This window comes from Arenimonas sp. (assembly GCF_035312645.1).
Classification (GTDB): domain Bacteria; phylum Pseudomonadota; class Gammaproteobacteria; order Xanthomonadales; family Xanthomonadaceae; genus Arenimonas.
Window position 1 is genome coordinate 1 of record NZ_DATGBO010000025.1, and the last position, 20638, is coordinate 20638.

17 protein-coding genes and 1 tRNA gene are annotated in these 20638 nt (G+C 63.0%); 3 read left to right on the forward strand and 15 right to left on the reverse strand.

The features are described 5' to 3' along the window. Positions 1-1201 (forward strand): SPFH domain-containing protein (locus tag VKM35_RS01995; RefSeq protein WP_324317809.1); only part of this gene is annotated, 1201 nt, incomplete at its 5' end. 205 nt (positions 1202-1406) lie between these two features. Here VKM35_RS01995 and VKM35_RS13810 read toward each other — a convergent pair. The 11 genes from VKM35_RS13810 to murJ form a co-directional block, all read right to left on the reverse strand. Further along, positions 1407-1838, reverse strand: a complete 432-nt coding sequence (locus tag VKM35_RS13810) for an STY0301 family protein (RefSeq protein WP_414636533.1) — start codon at positions 1836-1838, stop codon at positions 1407-1409. 104 nt (positions 1839-1942) lie between these two features. Beyond that, positions 1943-2833, reverse strand: coding sequence for a leucine-rich repeat domain-containing protein (locus tag VKM35_RS02000; RefSeq protein WP_324317811.1), 891 nt, complete (start codon positions 2831-2833; stop codon positions 1943-1945). 142 nt (positions 2834-2975) lie between these two features. Beyond that, complete coding sequence (gene radA, locus VKM35_RS02005) at positions 2976-4355, reverse strand: DNA repair protein RadA (protein ID WP_324317813.1); 1380 nt, start codon at positions 4353-4355, stop codon at positions 2976-2978. 17 nt (positions 4356-4372) lie between these two features. Continuing rightward, positions 4373-6436 carry an acyltransferase family protein gene (locus VKM35_RS02010; protein ID WP_324317815.1) on the reverse strand — a complete coding sequence of 688 codons (2064 nt, stop codon included), beginning with the start codon at positions 6434-6436 and terminating at the stop codon, positions 4373-4375. Positions 6437-6538: 102 nt separating this feature from the next. Continuing rightward, entirely contained in the window at positions 6539-8578 is a 2040-nt protein-coding gene (locus VKM35_RS02015) for an acyltransferase family protein (protein WP_324317817.1), read from the reverse strand. Positions 8579-8714: 136 nt separating this feature from the next. Further along, positions 8715-8790 (reverse strand) — tRNA-Thr (locus tag VKM35_RS02020). A gap of 44 nt (positions 8791-8834) precedes the next feature. Further along, positions 8835-9785, reverse strand: a complete 951-nt coding sequence (gene ispH, locus VKM35_RS02025) for a 4-hydroxy-3-methylbut-2-enyl diphosphate reductase (protein ID WP_324317819.1) — start codon at positions 9783-9785, stop codon at positions 8835-8837. 115 nt (positions 9786-9900) lie between these two features. Then, positions 9901-10386: a signal peptidase II gene (gene lspA, locus VKM35_RS02030; RefSeq protein ID WP_324317821.1), complete on the reverse strand. Its 486-nt coding sequence runs from the start codon at positions 10384-10386 to the stop codon at positions 9901-9903. A gap of 133 nt (positions 10387-10519) precedes the next feature. Next, complete coding sequence (gene ileS, locus VKM35_RS02035; RefSeq protein WP_324317839.1) at positions 10520-13333, reverse strand: isoleucine--tRNA ligase; 2814 nt, start codon at positions 13331-13333, stop codon at positions 10520-10522. A gap of 62 nt (positions 13334-13395) precedes the next feature. Next, positions 13396-14352, reverse strand: a complete 957-nt coding sequence (locus tag VKM35_RS02040) for a bifunctional riboflavin kinase/FAD synthetase (RefSeq protein WP_324317823.1) — start codon at positions 14350-14352, stop codon at positions 13396-13398. Between the two features lie 25 nt (positions 14353-14377). Beyond that, positions 14378-15985: a murein biosynthesis integral membrane protein MurJ gene (murJ, locus tag VKM35_RS02045; protein ID WP_324317825.1), complete on the reverse strand. Its 1608-nt coding sequence runs from the start codon at positions 15983-15985 to the stop codon at positions 14378-14380. Positions 15986-16099: 114 nt separating this feature from the next. Between murJ and rpsT the strand changes: the two genes are divergently transcribed. Further along, on the forward strand, positions 16100-16369 hold the full coding sequence (gene rpsT, locus VKM35_RS02050; RefSeq protein WP_324317827.1) for a 30S ribosomal protein S20: 270 nt from the start codon (positions 16100-16102) through the stop codon (positions 16367-16369). Positions 16370-16385: 16 nt separating this feature from the next. Here the strand turns inward: rpsT and VKM35_RS02055 are convergent, their stop codons facing one another. The 4 genes from VKM35_RS02055 to rplU form a co-directional block, all read right to left on the reverse strand. After that, entirely contained in the window at positions 16386-16592 is a 207-nt protein-coding gene (locus VKM35_RS02055; protein WP_324317829.1) for a hypothetical protein, read from the reverse strand. A gap of 15 nt (positions 16593-16607) precedes the next feature. Then, entirely contained in the window at positions 16608-17681 is a 1074-nt protein-coding gene (gene cgtA / locus VKM35_RS02060; protein WP_324317831.1) for an Obg family GTPase CgtA, read from the reverse strand. A gap of 147 nt (positions 17682-17828) precedes the next feature. After that, the gene (gene rpmA / locus VKM35_RS02065; RefSeq protein ID WP_324317833.1) at positions 17829-18089 is read right to left on the reverse strand and encodes a 50S ribosomal protein L27; all 261 of its coding nucleotides are present in this window, start codon (positions 18087-18089) and stop codon (positions 17829-17831) included. 18 nt (positions 18090-18107) lie between these two features. Next, positions 18108-18419 (reverse strand): 50S ribosomal protein L21, encoded by a 312-nt coding sequence (gene rplU / locus VKM35_RS02070; RefSeq protein ID WP_324317835.1) that lies wholly within the window; start codon positions 18417-18419, stop codon positions 18108-18110. Positions 18420-18814: 395 nt separating this feature from the next. On the opposite strand from rplU, the gene uvrA reads away from it, so the two are divergent. Beyond that, positions 18815-20638 (forward strand): excinuclease ABC subunit UvrA (gene uvrA / locus VKM35_RS02075; RefSeq protein ID WP_324317837.1); only part of this gene is annotated, 1824 nt, incomplete at its 3' end.

Consider the following 20638-nt stretch of genomic DNA (forward strand, 5'->3'; position numbering starts at 1 on the left):
CAACGGCGGCAACAAGGGCCTGCAGGAGCAGGTGCTGCTCGCCGGCCGCTACTTCCTCAACCCGCGCTTCGCCACGGTCGAGGTCGTCGACATGTTCACCGTGCCGATCGCCCACGTCGGCGTGGTGATCGCCTACATCGGACGCGAGGGCAGCGACGTCACCGGCGAGGGCTTCAAGCACGCCAACCTGGTGTCGCGCGGCGAGAAAGGCGTGTGCATCGATCCGCTGGATCCGGGCAAGTATCCGATCAATCCGAACACGCACAAGGTGGTCAACGTGCCCACCGCGAACGTCGTGCTGAACTGGGCGACCGGCAAGACCGAGGCGCACCGCCTCGACGCCAACCTGTCGACGATCACCGTGCGTTCGGGCGACGGCTTCAAGTTCAACATGGACGTCTCGCAGATCATCCACATCCCGCGCAACGACGCGCCCAAGGTGATCGCGCGATTCGGCGACATGAGCGCGCTGGTGACCCAGGTGCTGGAGCCGACGATCGGCAACTACTTCCGCAACGCCGCGCAGGGCAGCGACATCATCGACTTCCTCAAGAACCGTTCTACGCGCCAGAACGAAGCGCGCGAAGCGATCTCGGCAGCGCTGCGCGAATACAACGTCGGCGCGGTGGATACCTTGATCGGCGACATCGTGCCGCCAGACGAACTCATGCGCACGCTGACCGACCGCAAGATCGCCGAACAGGAACGCGTGACCTACGAAACCCAGCGTCAGGCGCAATCGGTACGCCAGGAACTGCAGCAGGCCACTGCACTCGCCGACACGCAGGCGCGCGTCGTCGATGCCGAACGCAAAGTCACCATCGCTGGCTTCGAAGCCAGCGCCTCGGTGAAGTTCGCCGAAGGCAGCGCGAAATCGAAAACCATCAACGCCGAAGCCGATGCTAACGTGCTGCGCACCGTCGGTGAAGCCGAAGGCGCGAAGATCAAGGCCGTCGGCGGCGCCGAAGCCGAAGTCATCCGCCTCAAGGTCGCCTCGATGGAAGCCGGCAACTTCGCCGTCGTGCAAGTTGCCGAAGCACTGGCGAAAGGCGGCATCAAGATCGTGCCCGATATCGTCGCCGGCGGCGGCGCGGACGGCTCCGGCGGCGGCCTCGTCAACGTCTTGCTCGGCAACATGCTGCACCAGGATTACGCGGGGCGGCAGGCAGCAAAGTTGAAGAGCGGCGAGAAGCCGGAGTAACCCGGCTGAGAGTGATGCGGTGATGGATTGGGATCGGCGTGGCTGATCGGTCTGGATATTTTTCAGTACTTAAAAAAGAAAAGGCCTGCAGGAATGCAGGCCTTTTCAATTGGCGATCAGAGTGACTATCCGTTTGAATCTTTGCGGTCGGACTTAGCCGACGCGAGTCTTCGGAAAATGTACTCTGACCCCTATTTTTCGACCCCTATTTTTCTTTCCGTTCCGGATTCTGATACCTGCATGTTGCGCTTTCGAGATGACCGAACCCCTTGCCCAAATAGGTCAATTCACAGCTTTCGAGCTTTCCGAACTGTCGTGTGACCGCAAATCCACGTTCATTCGACCCATAAAGACAAGTCACCCAAACGTCCTGATCCCTACCGAACTCAAACGATATTCTGGCCTTGCCCAAACTGTGGGTCGTCGAATCTGGCGCGACATCGAACCGTTTCTGGGGATTTCCGTAAGAAAACCCGATGCCATAGAGCCTGTTTGACGTTGGTTTTCGATACCCGTCCAGACTGACCCAGTTTTCAAATCCTACGGCTCTTTCAGTGGACAACCCAACTGCTGGGCATGGTGAGATCACCCGCGTCGAGACGTCGCTCAGAAGCATTATTAACAGGGCAAAGTTCATCGATTTTCTACCAGAACACTGAAGAACAGGGGTCAGAGTACATTCTGACCTGATCGAGCGCGCCGTGGATAAATCGCGGTCATGACCGCTCCTACGGTTTGGCGCTAACCTTCCGCCAACGACCGCTGCCGTTCCATTTCAAAGGCCGCGGCGTGTTGCGCGATCCTGCCCTGGTCGCAGGTTCGGCAAAGGACCTTCGTGCCTTTGCCTGTCAGCATCACCTTGCTGTTCTGTTGGCAGCTGACGCAGCGGCCGATGCCCGTGGAAGCGAGGTCGAGCCAGGGACCGAACCAGCGGCAGGCGGTGTTGGGCAGTTTCGCCGACAGCCACGCATATTCTTTCATCGGCAACCTGCCGCCCAGATCCAATGCTTCGAGGTTCTTGAGATTGGCCAGGGGACGCAGCGAGGCCACACGCGTGGTGTCGAGCGCCAGCCGCCGCAGCCAGGTCATGCGCGCGAACGGCTCCAGCGAGCCGACGTCCTGCCGTGTCCACATGCTGCCGGTGACGGCCAGCGATTCCAGCGAAGTGAGTTTTTCCAGCGGCGAGAAGTCGGTGATCAGCTTGAAGTTCTCGATATCGAGCAGCTTCAGCTGCGTCAGCGATGCCAGCGGCGCGACCGACTCGACCTTGGTCGAGCTGCCGATGGACAGATAACGGAGATTCGCCAACCCGCTGATCGAGTCCAGGCGCCGGACATTGCTCCACTTGATCTGCAAACATTCCAGACCCGGCATCTTGCACGCAGCTTCAAACAGCGGTGGCGTGACATGCGACCACAGGCTCAGCCAACGCACCGCCGTCAGCTCTGGCAGTTTTTCACACCACTGCGCGATGGCGCGCTTTTTCTCGCTCTCCGACATCGCCCCGAGATCGAAGCCCAGACTCAGCTTGTCGGCACCATCGTAATCGGCCGGATCGCGCAGAACCTTCTTCGGCCACTGCGAGACGTGGAAGGGATGCCAGGTCAGGAGGTCGGGGGCGGTGGTTTGCAAGGGAGTTTCCAGCGGGACGCGAAGAGAAGATCAACTGCTCGAAGAACAGGGGTCAGAGTACATTTTTCCCGATTGACCGCACCTTGGACAAATCGTGGTCATGACCGCTCCTACGACGGTGCGCACGCGATTTCAATCAACTTCAAAACACCGCCGCCAACGCCTCGGCCAACCTTTCCACGCCGATCACTTCCATCTCGCCGACTTTGCCTTTCTTCGGCGCGTTGGCCTTGGGCACGATGGCGCGTTTGAAGCCGTGTGTCGCGGCTTCCTTCAGGCGTTCTTCGCCATTGGGCACGGGACGGATCTCGCCGGAGAGGCCGACTTCGCCGAAGGCGACGGTTTTTTCGGCGAGGGGTTTGTCGCGCAGCGATGACAGCACCGCGAGCAGCACGGGCAAGTCGGCGGCGGTTTCCTGCACGCGGATGCCGCCGACGACATTGACGAAAACATCCTGGTCGAACACGCCGACGCCGCCGTGGCGATGCAGTACTGCCAGCAACATGGCGAGACGATTCTGCTCAAGGCCCAGAGTGACGCGACGCGGATTCGCCAGCGGGCTGTGATCGACCAGCGCCTGCACTTCCACCAGCAGCGGTCGCGTGCCCTCGCGCGTCACCATCACCGCGCTGCCCGGCGTCGGGCCGGTTGAACCGGAAAGAAAAATCGCGGAAGGATTTGGCACTTCGCGCAGGCCCTTGTCGGACATCGCGAACACGCCGAGTTCGTTGACCGCGCCGAAGCGATTCTTGAACGCGCGCAACACGCGGAAGCGACTGCCGCTTTCGCCTTCGAAATACAGCACGGCATCGACCATGTGTTCGAGCACGCGCGGGCCGGCGATGCCGCCTTCCTTGGTCACATGCCCGATCAGAAAAATACTGGTACCGGTTTCCTTGGCGAAACGCACCAGCCGCGCGGCGCTTTCGCGCACCTGGCTGACCGAGCCCGGCGCGGCGGTGAGTTGTTCGGACCACAAGGTCTGAATGGAATCGGCGACGATCAAACGCGGCTTGGCCTGCGCTGCAAGCGCGAGGATTTTTTCGACGCCGGTTTCCGCGAGCGCATCGAGGCCATCGAGTGGCAGGCCGAGGCGCGTGGCGCGGCCGGCGACCTGCGCGAGGCTTTCTTCGCCAGTCACATACAGCGCCGGCAAGCGCCCGGCCATCGTGGCCAATGCCTGCAGCAGCAGCGTTGATTTGCCGATGCCAGGATCGCCGCCGACCAGCACGACGGAGCCTTCGACCAGACCGCCGCCAAGCACGCGATCGAATTCGCCGATGCCGGTGGAAACGCGCACTTCCGCGACCTGGCTGACCTGTTTGAGCGCCATGATCTGCGCGGCGTCGACCGCACCGGCGTAACCGGCGTTGCGCGTCGGGCCCTTGCCGGCCGCCGACGCCGGCTCGATCACGAATTCACTGAGCGTATTCCAAGCGCCGCATTCGCCGCACTGGCCTTGCCACTTATTGAAGTTGGCACCGCAGTCGGAACAGACATAAGCCGTTTTCGCTTTCGCCACGATCGGAGCCCCGGAAGTTATTGCGTCGGTGCAACAGGGGCCGCGTCGCCACGCAGACCATCGAGCTCTTGCGCGTACGCATGAGCGAGCAAGCGCGCCGCCGAGCCGGTGACGTGGTCGTCGTCGAAATACAGGATGGTGTTGTCGCGCTTTGGATAGCAGCGCGTGCTGTCGCAGAAGAACCCGATCGGATCGATCAGCGTGACACCCGGGTGCTTCGCCACGACCTCGCGCAGCAGTTTTGTGACGTCGGCAAGCATCGCGTCGTTCATCGCCCGCGGCGTTTCGCATTGCTCCGGCTTGCGGCGGGCCAGGCATTGCGGCACCGGATAGATCATCTCCGGCGTCGGCGCCATCACAACGACACGCAGCCCCATCGCGGTCAATGCGCTCAACGATTCATCGAGATTGCTGCGCAGTTTCGCGGTGTCGGCGACGATTTTCGCCGCGCTCGCCGGCGGTCCTTCGCCCGCCTCGGACAGCGACAGGCTCGGCATCGAGGCATAGCGCGCCCAACGCGCAGAAATCAGCACGCCTTGCAGGCCCTTGCCGCGCAATTCGTGCATGCGCTGCAGGGCGAGCTGATTGAAATGCGCGCAGTTTTCCGCGAGGCCAGGTTCGTGCGCGCCCTGCCCCAGCGACGGAGCGCAACCGGGCATCACCATTTCGTAGACGCTGCGATCGGGGAATTTCTCCATCAGCATCGGCATCAGATGGTCGGCGTGGGAGTCGCCCCAGAGCATGATCTGCGGCTGCGTCTTGTCGGGTCCGTGCACGCAGACCGCCAACGGCAGTTGCGTCGGCAGCTTCGTCGCGGGCATCGAACATTTGCTCTGGTAAGGCGAGGCATCGGTGACCGCAGCGAAGATCGCCTTGATCTGCGACGACGTCTTGAGGTGTTCGCGCCAGGCCAGCAGGCCAATCGCCGATGCCAGGGTGATCGCGGAAATCACCGCGCCCATTGCCAGCGTCGAGCGCGACTTCGCGAACCAGCCAGGGCGGCGTTCGCGGATCGGATTCTCGACAAAAATATAGGTGAGGTAAGCCAACAGCAACGCGAGCCCGAGCATCAGCGCATTGCGGCCGACGTCATCGATGCCCAAGCCAACGATGCGGCTGATCGACAGCAGCGGCCAATGCCACAGATACCAGGAATACGACAGCAGCCCGATCACCACGAACGGGCGCGTGGACAGCAATTTGCGCACCTGGCCCTGATCGTTGGCGGTGGTGCCGGCCAACAGGGCGATCGTACCCAGCACCGGAACCAGCGCCGCCGAGCCCGGGAACGGCGTGGCGTGGGTGAAGTAAAACACCGAGTAGCCGATCGCGGCCAGGCCGACGACGGCGAACAGGTCGCCAGCGCGACGCAGATTGTCGGCGATCCATTTGCTCGACAAACCGACAATGCCGCCGATCGCGAATTCCCAGACGCGCGTCGGCAACAGGTAGAACGCCGCGTTCGGCTGCGTCCGCGTCCAGTACACGCTCAACGCCAGCGAGGCGAAGAACATCAGCGCGAGCAAGGCGATGATGCGCAGGCGGTTGCCGGTTTCGGTCGCGGCCTTTGCATAGCGATAAACCACGATCAGCAGGAACGGCCAGACCAGGTAGTACTGCTCTTCCACCGCCAGCGACCAGGTATGCAACAGCGGATAGGTGTAGGCCGGGCCATCGAAGTAGCCGCCGGTTTCCTGCCAGAAGAAAAAGTTGGAACTGAAAAACGCCGCCGCTCCGGCCGAACGGATCAGGTTCAATTGTTCGGCGACGGTGGGCAGCAACAGGAAAGCCGCAAGCAACATCGTGCTGACGATGACCAGCAGGCCGGCCGGCATCAGGCGGCGCACGCGACGGGCATAGAACGCGGCGAGATCGATGCGACCGCTGCGCAACTCCTCGTTGAACAGCAGCGCGGTGATCAGGAAGCCGGAAATGACGAAGAAAATGTCGACGCCGACGAAGCCACCGGAGAACCACGGAAAATTCGCGTGGTAGGCGACCACAGTGGTGATGGCGATGGCGCGCAGGCCATCGATGTCGGCGCGATACTGGCTGCTGGCTTTAGGAAACGGAAACAGCATCGACGAACTCCGGACAGCGCGCTTGAATGATTGGCCTAGCATGGCCGGCAATGCCGGCAGCGTCCACACGTCGGCGCGACTTTGCTGGCGAAGGAATCGCCATCAGCCCGACGGCCCGCGCAGCCAGTCCAGCGATGGCCTGAGCATCGGCAGCGCCGCGAGGGCGCCGCTGCCGGAGATGTGATCGTCGTCGATATACAGCACGCGGCCGGCGCGCATCGCCTGACAGGCGTTGGCATCGCAAAGCGCATCGATCGGATCGGCAAAGCGGGCATTGCCGTGGTGGGCGACAACCTGTTTGATCACGGCGATCACGCGGCCGCGGTAGCGATCGTTGAGCGGACGCGAAACATCGCACTCGGAAATTTCCTTGCGCAGCACGCATTCCGGCGGTGAATAGCGCATCTCCGGCACCGAGCCGAGCACCAGCGCGCGGATGCCGTTCGCTTCGAGCGCTGCGAGACTGCGATCGAGCGATGCCGCGAGCACGACCAGCGCCTCGTCTTCGGAGTGCGCTGCGGTGTCGTAATAAAGCACCGTCTTCTGATCGCCGACGGATATGCCCGGCTGGCCGAGATAGGCCGGCCAGCGCGCCGCCAACACCACGCCACTCAGGCCCTGCGCTTTGAGCAAAGGCAATTGCATCGCGACTTCATCGTTGTACGCCTTGCAATGTTCGCCATGCTCGATGCGATTGCCGAGCAGCGGCGGACAACCCGCGACGGTGAATTGCGTGACGCGGACATCGGCGAAGTTCTGCAGCATCGCCGGCATCCATTGGTCGGCGTGGGAATCGCCCCAGATCGCCACCAGGGTCTTGCTGGCCGGATTGCCGGCAACGCAGGCGGCATCGGGCACCGGCGCCAGCGCCTTGTTCGGATCGTGCATGCAGCGATCGCGCATCGGCGAATAATCGCGCGCGGTGAAATCAACCTGGCGCACGCGCTCGGACTTCGGGCCGTAAGATCGCCATGCCAACAAACAGGCAGCCAACACGATGCTGCCAAAAATCAGCTTGCCGCCCTGGAACAAGGTGCCGCGCAACGTCGCGAAACCGCCGGGGCGGCGATGCCGGATCGGATTTTCGACAAAGCGATACGTGAGCCAGGCCAGCAACAACGACAACAGGCCGAGCGCTCCGTCGCGCAGCAGGCTGCGTTCGCCCAGCGCCATCGAGCGCGCGAATGCGAGCAGCGGCCAATGCCACAGATACCAGGAATACGAAACCTTGCCGAGGAACACCGGCACGCGCGTCGACAACAATCGCGACACCGGATTGTCCGGCGCCATCGCGCCCGCCGACAGCAGACCGATCGTACCCAGTACTGGCAACAAGGCGGCATAGCCTGGGAACGGCGTATTCAGATCGAAGGCGAACACGGCGATGACGATCGCGAGCAGACCCGCGCCCGCGAGCACTGTGGCCAGTACCGATGCGTTGCCGCTCCCTCGATAGCGCTGCAGGGCCAGCCCCGCCAGCGCGCCCAGACCCAATTCCCACAGGCGCGAGGGCAGCAGGTAGAAACCTTCCTGCGCGGCGTGCTGCGACAGGCGAATGCTCCAGGCGAGCGAGGCGAGCGAAAGCACGGACAAGGCGATCATCGCGTTGCGGCGAAGATTCGTGCGCGCGACGCCCGACAGACGCACGATCGCCAGCAGCAGCAGCGGCCAGACCAGGTAGTACTGTTCCTCCACGCCCAGCGACCAGGTGTGCAGCAGCGGCAATTGGTCCGAGGGCCCGTCGAAGTAGCCGCCGGTGCTTTTCCAGAAATAGATGTTGGAAACAAACAAGGCCGCGGCAACGGCCGAACGCGCCAGCATCAGCTGCTCATGCCCGACCGGAAACATGAAGAACACGCCGAGCAGCAAGGTCACCGCGATCACCAGCGACGAGGCCGGCAGCAGACGACGGATGCGCCGCGCGTAGAACTCGGCGAGATTGATGCCGCCGCTGCGATCGGCTTCCGAATACAGCATCGCGGTGATCAGGAAGCCCGAGATCACGAAGAAGACATCGACACCGACGAAGCCACCGCTGAGCCGGCTCAAACCGACGTGATAGGCCACCACCGTGCTGATCGCGATGGCACGCAGACCATCGATATCGGGGCGGTAGTTGGCTTGCGGGGCGCTGGTTTGCATGCTCGCTCGCTACGGTCGGCCGGGGTGCCGGCCGGAGCGCCGGGTCCGATGAAAAAAGCCCGCCAAAGCGGGCTCTTTCCTCAGTCGCACCGTCGCCGGCCATCGTCCCGGACAGGGCGCGCCGCGGATGCAGGTTTGGTGCCGGAAATAGGAATCGAACCTACGACCTCATCATTACGAATGACGCGCTCTACCAACTGAGCTATTCCGGCGAACGGCGGATTTTAGCCGCGGCAGGGGTCCGGGTCAATTTGAATCAGTCGACCAGCACCAGCCGCAGCTCCTTGGGCAGGGCGAAAACCATGTCCTCGGGCTCGCCATGCAGCTCGCGGACCTCACCACCGCCCAGTGCCTGCAGGCGCGCGATCACGCCCTGGACCAGCACCTCCGGAGCCGAAGCGCCAGCGGTGACGCCGATGCGACGCTTGCCCTGCAGCCATTCGGGCTGGATGAATTGTTCGCCATCGATGAGGTAGGCAGTGGCGCCGTCGCGCTCGGCGAGCTCGCGCAGGCGATTGGAATTGGAGCTGTTCACCGAGCCCACGACCAGCACGAGGTCGCATTCGGCGGCGAGTTCGCGCACGGCATCCTGGCGATTCTGCGTGGCATAGCAGATGTCGTCGTGGCGCGGCCCCTGCAGTTCCGGATACTTGTTGCGCAGCGCGGCGATCACGTCACGGGTTTCATCGACCGACAGCGTGGTCTGCGTCGTGTAAGCGATGTTGTCGGGCTGCGCGACTTCCAGCGCCTGCACGTCGGCGACGTCCTCGACCAGATAGATGCGGCCCTGCCCCGCTTCCGCCTGCCACTGCCCCATCGTGCCCTCGACTTCCGGATGGCCTTCATGACCGATGAGCACGACATCGCGGCCGGCGCGGCAATGGCGCACGACTTCCATGTGCACCTTGGTCACCAGCGGGCAGGTCGCGTCGAAAATCTTCAGGCCGCGACCGGCGGCTTCGGCACGCACGGCCTGCGACACGCCATGCGCGCTGAAGATCACCGTCGCACCGGCCGGAACTTCGTCGAGTTCCTCGACGAACACCGCGCCGCGCTGGCGCAGGTCCTCGACCACGAAACGGTTGTGCACGACTTCGTGGCGGACGTAGATCGGTGCACCGAAACTTTCGATCGCACGCTTGACGATTTCGATCGCACGGTCAACGCCGGCGCAGAAACCGCGGGGATTGGCGAGCACGATATCCATCAGTCGTTGGTTCCGGTCGTGTGGCTGGAGATGCGGCGGCGCGGGCCATTCCGGGCCGGATTCGCAGCGGCTTCAGGATACGCTGATCGCACCTGAACGTGGTTGCGGAGAGTGCTCATTTGCCGCGGAAACTGCCCCACAACAACAGCGCGACGCCGACCATGATGCAGGAGTCGGCGACGTTGAAGATCGGCCAATGATGGCCGCCGACATACCAGTCGACGAAATCGATCACGTAACCGAGGCGGAAACGGTCGATCACGTTGCTGAGCACGCCACCGATGATCACCGCGAACGGCAGCGCCGTGCGCCAGTCCGCGCGCGGCGTGCGCCACAGCCAGGTGACCAGCATGCCGCTGACGACGAAGCCCAGGCCGATGAAGAACCAGTGCTTCCATGGGCCGGCATCGGCCAGAAAACTGAAAGCGGCGCCGGTGTTCTGCGCCAGCGTCCAGTTCCAGAAGCCTGCGATGAACGCTCTGGATTCGCCGAAGGCCAACGCGCCGACGGCGAGAAACTTCGTCCATTGATCGATCGCGATCAGCGCGATCGAGACGGCGATCCAGGCCAGGGCGTTGGGCTTGAGTCTGCTTGTTTCCATCATTCTCTTCATTCCATTGCGGCGACGCGGAGTGCGTACGTCAAGATAAAAAAGTCGGGCCGGAGCCGTTGACCAAATGCATCAGCGGCAAAAACAAATCCCGGCATCGTCACAGCCGCGGTCGCATCGGGGCCTAGAAATAGCGACGCACTTCGCCAGCACCGTTGACGTTTTCGACGCAGCGACCGCACAGCTCCGGATCATCGGGATAGGTACCGACGTCTTCGCGATAATGCCAACAGCGAATGCATTTGCCGTGGCTGGAGGCCTTCGCGAACACCCAGGCTTCGCTGCCCTCGCTCTTCACCGCACCCACCGACTTGAGCGCGGACGGCTGCAAGTCGAGCGTGGAAGTGATGAACAGGAAGCGCAGTTCTTCCGCGATGCCCGGCAAGGCCGCGAGTTGCGCTTGGTCGATATCGGCGAAGACGCTGACATCGGCAGCCAGCGACGCACCGATCTGGCCCTCGGCGCGCATCGGCTCCAACACCTTGCTCACCGATTCGCGCAACGCCAACAGTCCTTGCATCAACTCGCCGTCGGCTGCCAGGTAATCGCCATCGATCGGCAACAACACATCGATATCGGAGGTGGTGGCGAACAAGACGTTCGCTTCGCGCTGGCCCGGTAGGTACTGCCAGATCTCGTCGGCGGTGAAGCTCAGAATCGGCGCCAGCCAGCGCGCGAATGCCTCCAAGATCCGGAACATCGCGCTCTGCGCCGAACGCCGGCCGCGGCTGTCTACCTGCATGGTGTACAGGCGGTCCTTGGTGACGTCGAGATAAAGCGCGCCGAGTTCGTTGGTGCAGAAATTCTGCACCAGCGAAACCACACGCGAGAAATCGTAGTCGGCGTAGGCCTTCCAGATGTCGTCGTTGAGCCTGCGCGTCTTGGCCATGATCCATTGATCGAGCAACAGGCAATCGCCATGCGCGACCAGGTGCTGCGCGGGATCGAAGCCGGCAAGATTGCCGAGCAGGAAACGTGCGGTATTGCGGATGCGGCGATAAGCATCGGCACTGCGCTTGAGGATTTCGTCGGAGACCGACATCTCGTTGCGGTAGTCGGCGCTGGCGATCCACAGACGCAACACATCAGCGCCGAGCGAATCGATCACCTTCTGCGGCTCGACGGTATTGCCAATCGATTTCGACATCTTGCGACCGGCGGCATCGACGGTGAAGCCGTGCGTCAGCACCTGTTTGTATGGCGCAACGCCATCCATCGCGACGCCGGTCAACAGCGAACTCTGGAACCAGCCGCGGTGCTGGTCGGAACCTTCCAGATACATGTCGGCAGGTTTGCGCAGTTGCTGCTCGGGGCGCGCGGCAAGTACCGCCTCGTGGGTGACGCCGGAATCGAACCAGACATCGAGGATGTCGGTGATCTTGTCGTAATGCGGCGCTTCCGCGCCGAGCAGATCAGCAGCATCGAGCGAGAACCAGGCATCGACGCCATCGTGTTCAACTTTGGCGGCAACGGCGCGCATCAATTCGACGCTGCGCGGATGCGGTTCGCCGGTTTCGCGATGCACGAACAAGGCAATCGGCACGCCCCAGGTGCGCTGGCGACTGATGCACCAGTCCGGACGACCATCGACCATGCCGGCGATGCGCGCTTCGCCCCAGTCCGGGAACCAGCGCACGTCCTTGATCGCCGCGAGCGCATCGCGGCGCAGGCCGGCTTGTTCCATCGAAATGAACCACTGCGGCGTCGCGCGGAAAGCCACCGGCGACTTGTGCCGCCAGCAATGCGGGTAGCTGTGCGAGAGCTTTTCCGATGCCAGCAATACGCCGCGTTCGGCGAGCAACGCGACGACGCTGTCGTTGGCCTTCCAGATGAATTGCCCGGCGAAGATTGGCGTGCTCGGCAGATAGACACCGTTGCCGCCGAGCGGATTGATTTCGGCGGCACTGTATTTTTCCAACAGGCCATATTTGAGGCCGACCACGAAATCTTCCTGGCCATGGCCCGGCGCCGTATGCACCGCACCGGTACCGGCGTCGGTGGTGACGTGGTCGCCGAGAAGGATCGGAACGCGGCGCTCGTAGAACGGGTGCTGCAACAGGATATTTTCCAGCGCGGCGCCTTTGGCCTGACCAAGGAATTTCGGTGCTTCGATGCCGTAGCGCTTGAGGCTGCTTTCAGCGAGCGCCTCCGCGAGCACGAGCAGCACGCGTTTGCCATTGCGCAGGGGGCCGTCGACCAGCACGTAATCGAGATCGGGACCGAGCGTCACGGCGAGGCTGGCCGGCAGCGTCCACGGTGTGGTGGTCCAGATCGGCACGGCGACGATGGCATCGCCGCTATCGACGCCAAACTTCGCCGCCAGGGCTTTCGCATCGATCGCGTCGTAGGCGACATCGATCGCCGGCGAAACCTTGTCGGCGTATTCGATTTCCGCTTCCGCGAGCGCTGAGCCGCAGTCGAAACACCAGTGCACCGGCTTCACGCCGCGCGACAGATGGCCGCGTTCGACGATCTTCGCCAGCGCGCGCAGCATGTCGGCCTCGAAACGAAAATCCATGGTGCGATATGGATTGTCCCAATCGCCAAGCACGCCCAGGCGCTGGAAATCGCGGCTCTGGCCAGAGATCTGTTCGCCGGCGTATTCGCGGCATTTCTGCCGGAAAGCGACGGCGTCGAGCTTGTCGCCGACCTTGCCGAATTTTTTCTCGACCACGAGTTCGATCGGCAGGCCGTGGCAATCCCAGCCCGGCACATACGGCGCATCGAAGCCGGCGATCAATTTCGACTTGACCACCATGTCCTTGAGCGATTTGTTGACCGCGTGGCCGATGTGGATCGCGCCGTTCGCATAAGGCGGGCCGTCGTGCAGCACGAACAACGGACGGCCCTTGGCTTTGGCGCGGATCTGTTGGTAGAGCTTCTGCTGCTGCCAGCCGGCGAGGATGCCCGGCTCGCGCTTGGGCAGGTCGCCGCGCATCGGGAAGGCCGTGTCGGGCAGCGTGATGGTGTGTTTGTAGTCTTTCTTGCTATCGGACGCGCTCACGCACTGACTCCCATGTCTTCGTGATCATGCTGCAACAGTTTGCGTGCCTGCTCGGCATCGCGATTCATCTGCGCGACCAAGGCCGGCAAGCCGTCGAATTTTTCCTCGTCGCGCAGCTTGGCGACGAATTCGACGCGGATGCGCTTGCCGTACAAGTCGCCATCGAAGTCGAACAGATGCGCCTCGAGCAAGGGCTCCAGGCCGGAAACGGTCGGGCGTGTGCCCAGGCTGGAAACGCTGGCGATGGGTTCGGCGCCGACGCCGTGCACCCAGGTTGCATAGATGCCCATCAGTGCCGGGCGCTTGCCAGCCAGACGGATATTGGCGGTCGGATAGCCCAGCGTGCGACCGAGCTGCTTGCCGCGCACCACCTTGCCGGCGATCGCGTAACGGTGCCCCAGGATTCGAGCAGCGCCATCGAGATCACCGGCAGCCAATTGCAGGCGCAATTGCGAGCTCGACAGACGCTCGCCGTCGGAAAGCACCGGGGCGATTTCGCAGACACTGAAACCGCGCTCGTTGCCGATCTTGCGCAGCATCGCAACGTCGCCTTCGCGGCCCTTGCCGAAACGGAAATCCGGGCCGACCCAGATTTCTTTTGCCGACAAGCGACGGAGCAATACGGATTCGATGAAATCTGCAGCAGGCATCGAAGCGAGAGCACGATCAAAGCGCAGCAGACCGACGACATCGACGCCAAGATCGCGCAGACCCTCGAATTTCCCGCGCGGCAGCAGTAGGCGCGGCGGCGGCAGGGTGGGTGCGAAGAACTCACGCGGCAACGGCTCGAAGCTCAACGCGACCAGCGGCACGCCTAGCTCCCGGGCACGCGCCAAGGCGCGGCCGATCAGCGCCTGATGGCCGCGATGCAGGCCGTCGAAAGCTCCGATGCAAACCACACTGCCTTGCGGGCAAAGCGCGCTGCCCTGGATGTCACGAAACAGCTGACTCATGGCCGAAAGTATAGCCCGCGAGGCGCTAGGCGCCGCGCAGATCCTGGAGTCGGAAGCCCATCGCGAACATCACTGCGGCATACGCGCCGCCGCCCGCACCGATCAGCAGCGCGAGGTGCCATATCCGGGAAAAGCTGCTCATGACGCTCCAGTCCGGCCACTGCCAGCGCCCGGCGATGAGCACGACCACCATCGCCGCGCAGGCCAGCAGTAACCGGAACATCTGTCGCGACCAGCCCGGCTGCGGCTCGTACACACCGTCGCGTTTGAGCCAGCGCCAGAGCAGAGTCAGGTTGACGTAACTGGCCAGCGCGCTGGCCAGGCCCAGGGCCACGTGCAGGCCCGGCACTAGGGAAAGACCATGCAACCAGTCGCCTTGCTGGACCTTGGCGGGCGCCCAGAGGACATAGAGCACCGCGAGGAAAATCAGGTTCAACGCCATGTTGGTGACCAGCGAGGCGACACCGGCGCGCACCGGCGTGCGTGTGTCCTGGCGCGCGTAGAACGCCGGCAGAAGCACTTTCACCAGCGCGAAAGCCGGCAGTCCGAAGCTCAGACCGGTCACCGACAAGGCCGCCATGTGGGTATCGAAAGCAGTGTATTTGCCGTGCTGGAACAGCGTCGCCACCATCGGCTCGGCGAGCAGCATCAGGCCGAGCATCGCCGGCACCGAGATCAGCAGCGTCGTGCGCAGCCCCCAGTCGAGCGCGCGCGAAAAACCATCGTGATCGGTGGTGACGTGGTGCCGGGACAGCGACGGCAGGATCACCGTGCCCAGGGCGACACCAAAAACGCCCAGCGGCAACTCGAGAAAACGATCCGCCTGCGAAAGCCACGACTGCGAACCGACGAACAGCAGCGAGGCGATCACGGTATCGAGCAACAGATTGATCTGCGCCACCGACGAGCCAAACAAAGTCGGCACCATCAGACGCATGACCTTGCTCACGTTCGGATCGCGCATTCCCCAGCGCGGCCACGAGAGCAGATCGAGTTGGCGCAGCGAAGGCAACTGGAACAGCAACTGCAGGATGCCGGCCGCGAAGATAGCCCAGCCTAGCGCCATGATCGGCACCTGCAGCTTCGGCGCCAGCCACAGGCTGCCGGCAATCATGCACAGGTTGAGAATCACCGGCGTCAACGCCGGCAACGCGAACTTGTGGAAGCTGTTCAAGGCGCCACCGGCGAGAGCGGTGAGCGAGACGAACAGCAGGAACGGGAAGGTCAGCCGGAGCAGATCGACGGTCAGGGCGAACTTGGCCGGATCGTTGATCGCACCCGGAGAAAACAGGGCGGTCACCTGGGGAGCGAAAATCACGCCCGCGGCGGTGATCAACAGAAGGACGCCGCCCAGGGTTCCCGATGTCCGGGCCACCAGGGTCTTGAGTTCGGCATGCGGCCGGGTTTCCTTGACCTCGGTAAAGACCGGGACGAAGGCCGTGGAAAACGAGCCTTCCGCGAACAGCCGGCGCATGAAGTTGGGAATGCGGAACGCCACCCAGAAGGCATCGGTGGCGGCGTTGGCGCCGAAAGCGGCGTTGATCGCCGTATCCCGGACCAGGCCCAGCACCCGCGAGATCATGGTCATGCTGCTGAAAGACAGCAGCCCTCGCGACATGCTCGGGCGGCTCATGCCCTGCCCCCTTCTTGTGGGACGGGTGTCTGGCGGGTTTGACTCAAGCCATTGAATCGGCCATACTTTCGGGTCTTACAGCTCACATTCACCGCCTCAGTTCAGGAATCCATCGTGGCCAACATCAAATCCGCCAAGAAGCGCGCCAAGCAGACCCTGGTCCGCAACGCGCGCAATACCAGCCATCGCTCCATGCTGCGTACCGCCGTTAAGCGCGTTCTCAAGGCCATTGAGGCCAACGACGTCGCCACTGCCGAAGCCGCCTACAAGACTGCCGTGCCGATCCTCGATCGTTTCTCCGCACGCGGCCTGATCCACAAGAACAAGGCTGCCCGTCACAAGAGCCGCATCAACGCTCGCATCAAGGCCCTCAAGGTCGCCTGATCCGGACGTTTCAGGTTCAGCGAAAAAGCCGGCGCAAGCCGGCTTTTTCATTGAGGGATACGTCCAGCCGGCGCAAGCCGGCTTTTTCATTGAGGGATACGCCCAGCCGGCGCAGGCCGGTTTTTTCTTTGAAGGGTACATCGAGCCGGCGAAAGCCGGTTTTTTCATGGAATAGCCCGTCACGCCTGGCGAACCCGCCAGGCCCGATCGCGCAGGCACACATTTCTGCCCGAGCATCTCAGGCATTGCGCGACATCTCCGCACGGATCGCCGCGTCTTCGGCCGCTTCCAGCGCCGCGTGTTTCTGGTCGTCGAAGAACTGCTGGATGCGCAGCATGATCGGCCAAGTGCCGTCGCGACCGATCGCCGAGGCGATGAACCAAGGCTCCTGCCAGTCAAGCTCCTTGACGATGGCCTCGGCACGCTCACGGCGCTCCTCATCCGAAAGCAAGTCGCCCTTGTTCATGACCAGCCAACGCGGCTTTTCCAGCATTCCCGGATCGTACTGGCGCAACTCGTTCTCGATGGCACGCACCTGCGCGGCCGGACTGATTTCCTCGTCGAACGGCGCCATGTCAACCAGGTGCAGCAACACCCGCGTGCGCTGCACGTGGCGCAGGAACAGACTGCCCAGACCGGCACCTTCGGCAGCGCCTTCGATGATGCCGGGGATGTCGGCGATCACGAAGCTGCGGTAGGCCTCGACGCTGACCACGCCAAGATTCGGATACAAAGTGGTGAAGGGATAATCGGCGACCTTCGGCGTAGCGGCCGATACGGCGCGCACGAAGGTGCTCTTACCCGCATTCGGAAACCCGAGCAGGCCGACGTCGGCGAGCAGTTTCAGCTCGAGCCGGACATCGCGCTCTTCGCCCGGTGAACCCGTCGTCGCCTTGCGCGGCGCACGATTGACCGAGGTCTTGAAGTGCACGTTGCCACGGCCGCCTTCGCCGCCCTGCGCGACCTTGATGCGCTGGCCGTGCTCGGTGAGGTCGCCGATGATTTCGTCGGTGGCCACGTTGATGATTTCAGTACCGATCGGCACGCGGATGGTGACATCGTCACCGGCCTTGCCAAACATCTGTCGACCCATGCCGTTCTCGCCGCGCTGGGCGCGGAACTGGCGGTCGTGACGGAAGTCGATCAACGTGTTGAGGTTCTCGTCGGCGATCACCCAGACGCTGCCGCCGTCGCCACCGTCGCCGCCGTCAGGACCGCCGAGAGGAATGAATTTCTCGCGACGGAAGCTGACGCAGCCATTGCCGCCAGCGCCCGCGAACACGGTGATTACAGCTTCATCTACGAATTTCATGAGTCACCGGCACGCGGGAAAATGAGGAGGAAACGACTTTCGGCTCTGCGCACTGGGAACGAATCCCCTCACTCGCCTGATCGTCTTCCGGGATTTGAAACGAAAAGCCCCGCCGAAGCGGGGCCCTTCAAGCCTGCATGCAAGCGATTACTCGCCCGAAACCACGCTGACCGTACGACGCTTGTTGGGGCCCTTCACGGAGAAGTCGACCTTGCCATCCACGAGTGCGAACAGCGTGTGGTCGCGACCCATGCCGACGCCGGAACCGCGATGAAACTCGGTGCCGCGCTGGCGGATGATGATGTTGCCGGCTTCAACAGCCTGGCCACCATAGATCTTGACGCCCAGATATTTCGGATTGGAATCGCGGCCGTTGCGTGACGAGCCTACGCCTTTCTTTGATGCCATGACGAGTTCTCCTTACGCTCAGGCAGTGATGCCGGTGATTTCGATTTCGGTGTAGTGCTGACGATGGCCCATCTGCTTGCGATGGTGCTTACGACGGCGGAACTTCACGATACGGATCTTATCCAGACGACCGTGCGATTTGACGGTGGCCGAGACCTTCGCGCCTGCGATGTTGGGGGTTCCGATGGTGATCTTCTCGCCGTCGCCAAGCAGGAGCACATTGTCGATATCGACCTTGCCGCCCGCTTCGACGTCGAGCTTCTCGACGCGGAGAACTTCGCCCTTCATCACGCGGTACTGTTTACCGCCAGTGACAATTACTGCGTACATGACCGGAATTCCTCTGTAGTTATTTTGGGAAAAACCTGCCCCGCGGTCACGGGACAGAAGCGGAATTGTGGTGGAAAACCCCTTTCCGGTCAATAGCCTCGGGACTTTTTACGGGTCGGCCCTAGGACCCGCCCACCCCGCCGCTGCCGAACAGCCCGGACTGGGCGACGCCCCGGGCAATGCGGCGGCGTTGGATATCTCCCTGACCCGCCCCCCCGCCAAAGCGGACCCTGCGCCCAGCTCCTGGCCATTCCCAGCAAATCCGACCCATTCGGCTGACGGCGCCCGGAAGATCCCTGCTTGTCGACATGCCAACACGTCCAGCGATCCAGCCCCACCTGCCGACCCGGCTTGCCCTGCTAAACTGCCCTGTTCCGACCTCCTCAGGCCCCTGCATGGACACGATCCGCATCCGCGGCGCGCGTACCCACAACCTCAAGAACATCGATCTCGACCTGCCGCGCGACCGGCTGATCGTGATCACCGGCCTTTCCGGCTCGGGCAAGAGCTCCCTGGCCTTCGACACCATCTATGCCGAAGGCCAGCGCCGCTACGTCGAATCGCTGTCGGCCTACGCCCGGCAATTCCTCTCGGTCATGGAAAAGCCCGACGTCGACCACATCGAGGGCCTATCGCCCGCGATCTCGATCGAGCAGAAGTCGACCTCGCACAACCCGCGCTCGACCGTCGGCACCATCACCGAAATCTACGACTACCTGCGCCTGCTCTACGCCCGCGTCGGTACGCCGCGCTGCCCCGACCACGGTTTCCCGCTGGAAGCGCAGACCGTCAGCCAGATGGTCGACCAGGTGATGGCGCTGCCCGAGGACCATCGCTACGTACTGCTCGCCCCGGTGGTGCGTGAGCGCAAGGGCGAACACGTGCAGGTGTTCGAACAGCTCCGTGCGCAAGGTTTCGTACGCGTGCGCGTCAATGGCGCACTGCTCGAGCTCGACCAGGTGCCGGCGCTGGGCCTGCGCAACAAACACACCATCGAAGCGGTGATCGACCGCTTCAAGCCACGCGGCGACATGAAGCAGCGCCTTGCAGAAAGCTTCGAAACCGCGCTCAAGCTCGGAGACGGCCTGGCCTCGGTGATGGACATGGACGACGACAAGGCCGCGCCCTTGCTGTTTTCCTCGAAGTTCAGCTGCCCCGTCTGCGATTACTCGTTGCCGGAACTCGAACCGCGACTGTTCTCGTTCAACTCGCCGATGGGCGCCTGCCCAAGCTGCGATGGCCTGGGCATCAGCCAGTTCTTCGACCCCGCGCGCATCGTCGTGCACCCCGAGCTCAGCCTCGCGGCGGGCGCGGTTCGCGGTTGGGATCGGCGCAATGCCTACTATTTCCAGTTGGTCGCATCGTTGGCCAAACATTTCGGTTTCGATGTCGATGCGCCCTGGAGCGAGCTCACTGACAAGATCCGCAAGGCCGTGCTCCATGGCAGCGGCGACGAGGTGATCACCTTCACCTATCTCACCGAGTCGGGCGGCCGCACGCAACGCAAACACAAGTTCGAGGGCATCGTCCCCAATCTCGAGCGCCGTTATCGCGAAACCGAGTCGCAGGCAGTCAAGGAAGAACTCGCCAAGTTCATCAGCAACCGCGCCTGCCCGGACTGCGGCGGCGCACGCCTCAATCGCTCCGCGCGCAATGTCTTCGTCGCCGATCGCGCCTTGCCGCAGATCACGCTGCTGCCCGTGGATGAATCGCTGGCGTTTTTCTCGGCACTGACGCTACCGGGCTGGCGCGGCGAGATCGCCGTGAAGATCGTCAAGGAAATCCGCGAGCGCCTGAAGTTCCTCGTCGACGTCGGTCTCGATTACCTGACGCTGGAACGCAAGGCAGACACGCTCTCCGGCGGCGAAGCCCAGCGCATTCGCCTTGCCTCGCAAATCGGCGCCGGCCTGGTCGGCGTGATGTACGTCCTCGACGAGCCGTCGATCGGACTGCATCAACGCGACAACGAACGCCTGCTCGGCACGCTGGTGCGACTGCGCGACATGGGCAACACGGTGATCGTCGTCGAACACGATGAAGACGCGATCCGCATCGCCGATCATGTCGTCGATATCGGTCCCGGCGCGGGCGTGCACGGCGGCGAGATCATCGCGCAGGGCAAACTCGCTGACATTCTGAAAGCGCCACGCTCGCTGACCGGCGCTTACCTCTCGGGCCGTCGCCGCATCGAAATTCCGAAGAAGCGACACGTCGCCAAT

Bases quoted from the DNA above. Each gene is read 5' to 3' on its own strand.
- VKM35_RS13810 (WP_414636533.1), bottom strand. From the start codon at position 1,838: ATGAACTTTGCCCTGTTAATAATGCTTCTGAGCGACGTCTCGACGCGG.
- VKM35_RS02010 (WP_324317815.1), bottom strand. From the start codon at position 6,436: ATGCTGTTTCCGTTTCCTAAAGCCAGCAGCCAGTATCGCGCCGACATC.
- VKM35_RS02015 (WP_324317817.1), bottom strand. From the start codon at position 8,578: ATGCAAACCAGCGCCCCGCAAGCCAACTACCGCCCCGATATCGATGGT.
- ispH (WP_324317819.1), bottom strand. From the start codon at position 9,785: ATGGATATCGTGCTCGCCAATCCCCGCGGTTTCTGCGCCGGCGTTGAC.
- lspA (WP_324317821.1), bottom strand. From the start codon at position 10,386: ATGGAAACAAGCAGACTCAAGCCCAACGCCCTGGCCTGGATCGCCGTC.
- ileS (WP_324317839.1), bottom strand. From the start codon at position 13,333: ATGCGCGGCGACCTGCCCAAGCGCGAGCCGGGCATCCTCGCCGGCTGG.
- VKM35_RS02040 (WP_324317823.1), bottom strand. From the start codon at position 14,352: ATGAGTCAGCTGTTTCGTGACATCCAGGGCAGCGCGCTTTGCCCGCAA.
- murJ (WP_324317825.1), bottom strand. From the start codon at position 15,985: ATGAGCCGCCCGAGCATGTCGCGAGGGCTGCTGTCTTTCAGCAGCATG.
- VKM35_RS02055 (WP_324317829.1), bottom strand. From the start codon at position 16,592: ATGTGTGCCTGCGCGATCGGGCCTGGCGGGTTCGCCAGGCGTGACGGG.
- cgtA (WP_324317831.1), bottom strand. From the start codon at position 17,681: ATGAAATTCGTAGATGAAGCTGTAATCACCGTGTTCGCGGGCGCTGGC.
- rpmA (WP_324317833.1), bottom strand. From the start codon at position 18,089: ATGGCATCAAAGAAAGGCGTAGGCTCGTCACGCAACGGCCGCGATTCC.
- rplU (WP_324317835.1), bottom strand. From the start codon at position 18,419: ATGTACGCAGTAATTGTCACTGGCGGTAAACAGTACCGCGTGATGAAG.